The sequence below is a fragment of the Mycobacterium sp. TH-M103 genome (assembly GCF_057473785.1).
The window spans coordinates 1-7,168 of record NZ_JBYCLG010000344.1 but is presented as its reverse complement, the minus strand read 5'-3'; the positions used below and the strand labels follow the sequence as shown (position 1 = coordinate 7,168).

Sequence of the window (7,168 nt, the reverse complement as noted above, 5' to 3'; positions counted from 1 at the left end):
ACCGCGACCCCCAAAACGACGTCCATCCCGGCTCTCCTTCGGCTGGCGACCCCGCAGCCAGCAATGTCCCGGCATCACTACACTGCGATACCGTCGGCATTATCAGTTCGCCTACGAGCGCAGCGTAACCAGCGTCGGCGAACGACGGCGCGGTCGCCGCAACGACACCCGCGGAGAGCCATCGCCGCGGCGTCCGAACGGAGACTATGGTCGCAAGCGAGCAACGCAGTCGGCCCGCCGGGGTGTGCCCCGGCCGCACCACCGAACCCGCGCCGGCGGTAACCGTCCTTGAGACCCGGGGGGCCTCGTGAGCCACAGCAGCGACGACACGCCTACCGGCCCCATCGGCGGGCAGACGCAGCGCATACCCGGGGCCGCCGTGCACCGGGCCCCGGCGGCCGCCACCGCGCCGGGGCCGGCGGGCGGGTGGTCGCGGACCCGCGACCTGACGGCCGCCGGCCTGCTCGTCGTCGCGCCGCTGCTGCCGTGGAACCTCTATTTCGGGCTCGGCATCCCCGGCACCAGCGGCGCCGTGTTCGCCGTGCTGATCGCGGTAACCGTGCTGTCGCTGCTGGCGCTGGGCGTGACGCGGCTGGGCCCGCTGCGGTCCCACCCCGCCGTGGCGGGCCGGTTTCGCGCGGGCGGCAACGTCCCCTATCTGCTGCTGGTGCTGGCTTTCGTCGGGTTCGACGTGTTCGAGACGGTCCGTTTCGCCGGCACCGTTCAGGTGCCGGGCGGGGTCGGGCCGGGGGCGTGGCTCGGTGTGGCCGGCGCGCTGCTGAGCACGCAACCGGTGAGCCCCGCGTCGGCGGACACCAAGTTCCCCGCCGTCCGGGTCATCGGCTACGCGTCGATGCTCGGGGCGGCGCTGAGCTTCGGCTTCAACCTGTTCTGGCGGGTGAAGTACGCGCTGGGCGGCGCCGGGTTCGGCAAACAGAACATCGCGGTCATCACGAGCGCGGTGGTCTACGGCGTGGTGGCCCTGGTCGCCGTCCTCGTCGCCTCCACGTGGCTCGTCCGCACCACCAAGGCGTCCCGGCTGGCCACCGTGGCGCTCGGGGTGTCGGCGTCGGTCGCCGGCGTCCTGGTGTGGATCCTGCCCGTCGGCCGTGACGTCGACGCATTCCACGGCATCGCGCAGAACACCTCGACGGCCGGCGTCGGGTTCGAGGGCTACCTGGCGTGGGCGGCGGCGGCGGCGGTGTTCGCGCCACGGACGTTCCTGGACCACCGGGGCGCGCGCACGACCGAGGCGAACGCCTGGCGGGCGGCGGCGCGCAACGGCCTGGCGCTGATCGCCGTCTGGTGCCTGGGGTCGATGGCCATGCGGCTCACCGACCTCGCCGTCGCGGTCAGCCTGAACTACCCGTTCTCCCGGTACGACAGCATGGTGCTGGCCGGCTTCGACCTGGTCACCGCGACCCTGGCGATCTGGCTGCGCGTCAACCTGGCCAACGACGCGGTCTCGGCGCGCCTGGTGTCGTCGCTGTGCGGGCTCGTCGCCACGCTGAGCGTCTCGCGCGTCGTGCTGGGTGTCGCGCTGGCGCCGCGGTTCCAGGAGCCGCCCAACGCGACCGCGCGGAACCCGGTGTACGGCAACGATCTCGCCCAGCAGATCACCAGCGTCTTCGACGTGACGCTGTGCGGGCTGGCCCTGTGCATCCTGGCCGCGGCGATCGTCGCCGGACGCCACCGGCGCCGGAAGCGCGCCGCCCCGGCCGGCGGCCGCCGGCCGTCGGCGGCACCGACCACCCGCGTCCGGGTGCCCCGCCCGGCCCCGCCGTCGGCGGCGGCGACGACGCGGATCCCGACCGGCAAACCCGGCGCCGGCGCGGAGCACCCCACCACCGTGATTCCGCAGGCAGGGCCCGGCCCGCGGATCTTCCGGGGCGAGGACTCGGCCACGCGGCAGATCCCCGTGCCGAAGCCCAGGATCTTCCGGGCCCCGCACGACACGAAGTAGTCGGGGGTGGACGGCGCCGTGCGCCCCGATCGGGCAGAACTGACCCGGATTCAGCCGCGCAGGGGCGCGAAAGCGAAGTCGCGCAGCCCGTTTCGCGGCTCGATGGCCGCCCGGAAGCCCAGAGCTTCGGCGGCGCGGGCCGGATCCGCGACGATGTGGCGCACATCGCCGCTGCGGTACTGGCCGGTCACCACCGGCGCCGACGCACCGTCGCGGGCGGCGCACAGCGCCGTCGCCACCTCCATGATGGAGATCGGCCGCCCCGAGCACACGTTGGCCGCGAGGAAGCCCCCGCGGTCGCTCGCCGCGGCGGCCACGTTCGCGGCCGCCACGTCGTCGACGTGGACGAAGTCACGCATCTGGCCGCCGTCCTCGAAAACCCTTGGCGGTTCTCCTTTTTCCAGCGAGGACCGGAAGATGGCCGCCACCCCCGAATAGGGGGTGTCCCGCGGCATCCCGGGGCCGTAGACGTTGTGGTAGCGCAGCGCCACCACCGACCCGCCCGTCGCCTCCGACCACGCCAGCGCGTAGTGCTCCTGCGCGGTCTTGCTGGCGGCGTACAGGCTGCGCGGCCGCAGGGCGGCGTCCTCGTCGACGAGGCGCCACCGCAACTCCTCACCGCCGACCGGACAGCGGTGCTCGAAGACTCCGGCGTCCAGGTCGGCGCGCCGCCGCGGCAGCGGGTCGACGGGCCCGTGTTCGGGGCAGTGGTAGCGCCCCTGCCCGTACACCACCATCGACGACGCGAGCACCAGGCGGCGCACGCCGGCCGCGAACATCTGCGCGAGCAGCACCGTGGTGGCCAGGTCGTTGTGTCCGCCGTAGGCGGGCGCGTCCGCGGCGTCCACGCCGGCCCCCACGATCGCGGCGTGATGGCACACGAGGTCGACGCCGGCCAGCAGCGGGGCCAGCGCGTCGGCGTCGCGGACGTCGACGCGGTGGCACCCGGGCGGCAGGACCGCGTCCAGGCCGTGCGCGGCCGGCAGCAGCACGTCGACGCCCACCACGTCGTGACCCTCGGCCCGCAGCGCCGCCTCGACCCGCGACCCGATAAAACCGGCCGCGCCGGTCAGCAGCACCCTCACGGCAGCTCGACGGGCAGCGTGACGCCGGTGTGCGGCAGGCAGTGGGTACAGTTGCGTTCGGAGGCCACCCGCGCGATCGCCTCGCGCACCAGCTTCTTGAACAGCTCGACGTTGCGCTGGAACTGCGCGAACACCTCGGCGGTCTTCACCCCCTCCCCGACCGCGACCCCGGCATCCAGGTCGGTGACCAAAGCTATCGTGGCATAACACATTTCGAGTTCACGAGCGAGCACCGACTCCGGGTAGCCGGTCATGTTGACCAGGCCGAACCCGGCCGAGGCGAACCACCGGCTCTCGGCCCGGGTCGAGAACCGCGGACCCTGGACCACCACCATGGTGCCGCCGTCGACCACGTCGGGCAGGCCGGTGACGGCGGCGCGCAAGGTCGGGCAGTACGGATCGGCGAAGTCGACGTGGATGCCGCCGGAGTCGAAGTAGGTGTCGAGGCGGCCGCTCGTGCGATCGACCAGCTGGTCGGGCACGACGACCGTGCCGGGACCGTTGGCCGGGTCGAGGCTACCGACGGCGCACGGGCCGAACACGCGGCGCACCCCGAGCTTGCGCAGCGCCCACATGTTGGCCCGGTAGGGCACGGTGTGCGCCGAAAACTCGTGAGTGGCGCCGTGGCGGGGCAGGAACGCGACCTCGTGCCCGCCGACCGTGCCGAGGGTGACCGGGGCGCTGGGCCGGCCGTAGGGGGTGTCCACGGTGACGGTGCGAACGTCGGATTCGAGAAACGTGTAGAAGCCGCTGCCGCCGATCACCCCGAGCATCCGCCCATTCTGGTGCATGGCCCTTCGGCGGGATGTTGCAGGATGTTGCAGGATATTTTCATGGCCAGTTTCGGGCAGTGGATCTCGGGTGCGCGGCCGCGGACGCTGCCCAACGCGGTGGCGCCCGTGGTCGCCGGAACCGGCGCCGCGGCGTGGCTGCACGCCGCGGTGTGGTGGAAGGCGCTGCTGGCGCTGGCCGTCGCGGTCGCGCTGACCGTCGGCGTCAACTACGCCAACGACTACTCCGACGGCGTCCGCGGCACCGACGACGACCGCGCCGGCCCGGTGCGGCTGGTCGGGGCGCGGCTGGCGGCGCCGCGCGCGGTGCTGACCGCGGCGGTGGCCAGCCTGACGGTGGCCGCCGTCGCGGGTGTGGCGCTGGCGCTGCTGTCCGCGCCGTGGCTGATCGCGGTCGGCGCCGCCTGCATCGCGGGGGCCTGGCTGTACACCGGCGGGTCGAAGCCCTACGGCTACGCCGGTTTCGGCGAGGTCGCGGTGTTCGTGTTCTTCGGCCTGGTCGCGGTGCTGGGCACCGAGTACACCCAGGCGCTGCGGGTGGACTGGGTGGGGCTGGTGCTGGCGGTGTCGACGGGGGCGCTGTCGTCCTCGGTGCTGGTGGCCAACAACCTGCGCGACATCCCCACCGACGCGCAGTCGCACAAGATCACGCTGGCGGTGCGTCTCGGCGACGCCCGCACCCGCACGCTGTACCAGGCGCTGCTGGCGACCGCCGGGGCGCTGACCCTGGTGTTGACGGCGGCCACGCCGTGGTGCGCGGCGGGCCTGGTGGCCACGCCGCTGGCGCTGCGGGCCGCGGGCCCGGTGCGATCGGGCCGCGGCGGCCCGGCGCTGATCCCGGTGCTGCGCGACACCGGCCTGGCGATGATCGTGTGGGCGGTCGCGGTGGCGCTGGCCTTGACGCTGGTGCGCTGACCGGGTGTGCGCTTCCCTAGTCCTCGTCGACGTCCTCGCCGCGCAGGCGGGCTTGCAGCTGTTCTCGTTCCCGGCGGCGGCGTTCCCCGGCCGTCGCGAGCGCGGCGGTGGCCCGCCGGCGCAGCGGGCTGAACAACCAGATGCCCAGCGGCATCGCGATGATCAACGCGAACAACGCGGCGACGATGACGGGGAACTGCGCGATCCCCAGCAGTCGGGCGATCCCGTAGATCACCCCGGTGAGCACGGCCACCAGCAGCAACCGCGCTGCCGCGTAAGGCAGGACACCGCCGATCATGCCGCCGCCCCGGTGTCCGGTGCTTTCCGTGCTTTCGGTGCCTTCTGGGCCAGGCTCTGCTGCCACGGGTCGAGCCTACGACGCGGGTATATTCGCTGCAGGAGGTGTTGAGTGCTCTACCTGCTCGTCGTGCTGATCCTGGGGACCCTGATCTACGTTGGCTGGCGCGCGGCGCGGCTGCAGAACAGCCGCCCGAAGACCCGCGTCATCGGACCCGACGACGATCCCGACTTCCTCCGGCGATTAGGCCACGGGGACAACAACCCTCGCTAGCCGCTCAGCCCAGACCCGGGTTGCGCTGGTCGCCGCCGAACCCGTCGGCAACGACGGCCGCCAGTTCGACGAGCGCCTCGCGGGTCCCCCGCCGCAACCGGTCCAGGTTGATCTCGGCGCCCTCCTCGAGATGCGGGTCGAACGGCACGATGCGCACGGCGCGGCAGCGCCGCGAGAAGTGGTCGACCACCTTGTTCATGTCGACCTTGCCGGTGCGCGGGCGCACCGCGTTGATCACGGCGATCGAATCGCGGACCAGGTCCTCGTGGCCGTGGGCGTCCAGCCAGTCCAGCGTCGCCGAGGCGCTGCGCGCGCCGTCGATCGATCCCGAGCTGACGACGACCAGCACGTCGGCCTTGTCCAGCACCGACGACATCGCCGAGTGCAGCAGCCCGGTGCCGCAGTCGGTGAGCACCAGGCCATAGAACCGTTCCAGGATCTCGAGGGTGCGGTCGTAGTCGGCGGCGCTGAACGCCTCCGACACGGACGGATCGGTCTCCGACGCCAGCACTTCCAGCCCGCTCGGCCCTTTCGAGGTGTACCGGCGAACGTCGCTGTAGCGCGCGATACTCCCGGCGTCGTGCAGCATCTCGCGCACCGTCGCCGCCGTCTCCAGCGGCACCTTCTGGCTCAGGGTGCCACGGTCCGGGTTGGCGTCGACGGCCACCACCCGGTCGCCGCGGATCTCGGCGAACGTCGCCCCCAGCGTCGCGGCGATCGTGGTCTTGCCCACCCCGCCCTTCAGCGACAGCAGCGCGATCCGGTAGCAACCCCGCAGCGGCCGGTTGACCTGGGCCACCAGGTTGTTGTAGCGGGCGGCCCGGGCACCCTCGCCCACGTTGATCAGCCCGTTGGACAGCACGTACAGCAGCCGGCGCCAACCCTCGGTGGGCGGGGGCTTCACCGGGCGCAACAGCATGCTGGTGGACAGCTCCGGGTACGGCGTGTGCGGCAGCGGCTCGGGACGGCGCAGACCCGACGGGGCCGCCGGCGCGGCGTGGACCGCGGTGGGCCCCGCATCGATCGGTCCGGTGTAGTAGGCGCCGTAGGCCGTCGGGTCGACCCGCCTCATGCCGGTCGCCGGGGTCGGTTCCCACTGCGGCATACCGCCCGAGGGGGGCGGCTCCTGCCTGCCGGAGCCCCGCCGGTCCGTGCGGAAGCCGACGAAGGCGCGAGTCGGCGCGTCGCCGCCCGGCTCGGGCGGCGACGCGGCCTGGGGTTCGACAGAGTCCTGCGGGGTAAACTGCCTGGTGGGTTGGTCGGGCGATTCCACGCCCGTCGTCGGCTCGTCGGACACGTGCACTCCCCCTCGATCGGTTATGCGGGTCGTTTTGCCCACTGTCAGACCAGCTGTCAGCCCACCCCCGCATACGAGTGCAGGCCCACGGTCACCAGATTAACGAAGAACAGGTTGAAGACCATCGCCACGAACCCCACGACGTTGATCCAGGCCGCTTTCCGGTCCCGCCACCCCGCGGTCGACCGGGCGTGCAGATAGGCCGCGTACACCACCCACGCGACGAACGACACCGTCTCCTTGGGGTCCCAGCCCCAATACCTGCCCCAGGCCTCCTCGGCCCAGATGGCGCCGAAGATCACGCCGAAGCCGAACACCGGGAACGCGAAGATCGTGGTGCGGTAGGCGATGCGGTCCAGCGTCTGGGCGTCCGGGAACCGCTGCACGAGCCGGGCCAGGGTGCCCTCGGTCTCGGGGTGCCCCAGCCGCGACGTCCGCAGCAGGAACAGGACGCTGGCGATGCCGGCGACCATGAACACCCCCGACCCGAGGCTGACCACCGACACGTGGATGGGCAGCCAGTAGGACTGCAGCGCGGGCATCACC

Annotated in this window: 8 protein-coding genes; 3 read left to right on the top strand and 5 right to left on the bottom strand. The window is 72.6% G+C overall.

Going from position 1 to position 7,168, the window contains the following annotated elements:
* Window positions 1–379: 379 nt before the first annotated feature.
* Window positions 380–1,963: a DUF7937 domain-containing protein gene (locus AC2VOR_RS19150; protein ID WP_486964314.1), complete on the top strand. Its 1,584-nt coding sequence runs from the start codon at window positions 380–382 to the stop codon at window positions 1,961–1,963.
* Between the two features lie 50 nt (window positions 1,964–2,013).
* Here the strand turns inward: AC2VOR_RS19150 and AC2VOR_RS19145 are convergent, their stop codons facing one another.
* Together AC2VOR_RS19145 and AC2VOR_RS19140 are read right to left on the bottom strand one after the other, a co-directional pair.
* A complete protein-coding gene (locus AC2VOR_RS19145) occupies window positions 2,014–3,048 on the bottom strand; it encodes an NAD-dependent epimerase/dehydratase family protein (protein ID WP_369740787.1) in 1,035 nt (344 codons plus the stop codon).
* A complete protein-coding gene (locus tag AC2VOR_RS19140) occupies window positions 3,045–3,821 on the bottom strand; it encodes an S-methyl-5'-thioadenosine phosphorylase (RefSeq protein ID WP_369740788.1) in 777 nt (258 codons plus the stop codon). The genes AC2VOR_RS19145 and AC2VOR_RS19140 overlap by 4 nt, the downstream gene beginning before the upstream one ends.
* A gap of 60 nt (window positions 3,822–3,881) precedes the next feature.
* Between AC2VOR_RS19140 and AC2VOR_RS19135 the strand changes: the two genes are divergently transcribed.
* Window positions 3,882–4,754, top strand: coding sequence for a 1,4-dihydroxy-2-naphthoate polyprenyltransferase (locus AC2VOR_RS19135; RefSeq protein ID WP_486964313.1), 873 nt, complete (start codon window positions 3,882–3,884; stop codon window positions 4,752–4,754).
* 16 nt (window positions 4,755–4,770) lie between these two features.
* Here the strand turns inward: AC2VOR_RS19135 and AC2VOR_RS19130 are convergent, their stop codons facing one another.
* A complete protein-coding gene (locus tag AC2VOR_RS19130) occupies window positions 4,771–5,052 on the bottom strand; it encodes a DUF4229 domain-containing protein (protein ID WP_369741766.1) in 282 nt (93 codons plus the stop codon).
* 111 nt (window positions 5,053–5,163) lie between these two features.
* Between AC2VOR_RS19130 and AC2VOR_RS19125 the strand changes: the two genes are divergently transcribed.
* Window positions 5,164–5,325 carry a hypothetical protein gene (locus tag AC2VOR_RS19125; RefSeq protein WP_369740790.1) on the top strand — a complete coding sequence of 54 codons (162 nt, stop codon included), beginning with the start codon at window positions 5,164–5,166 and terminating at the stop codon, window positions 5,323–5,325.
* A 4-nt stretch (window positions 5,326–5,329) separates the two neighbouring features.
* On the opposite strand, the gene AC2VOR_RS19120 is transcribed toward AC2VOR_RS19125, so the two are convergent.
* Window positions 5,330–6,622, bottom strand: coding sequence for a MinD/ParA family ATP-binding protein (locus tag AC2VOR_RS19120; RefSeq protein WP_486964312.1), 1,293 nt, complete (start codon window positions 6,620–6,622; stop codon window positions 5,330–5,332).
* 56 nt (window positions 6,623–6,678) lie between these two features.
* A partial coding sequence (gene ccsB / locus AC2VOR_RS19115) for a c-type cytochrome biogenesis protein CcsB (RefSeq protein WP_486964311.1) occupies window positions 6,679–7,168 on the bottom strand: 490 nt, incomplete at its 5' end.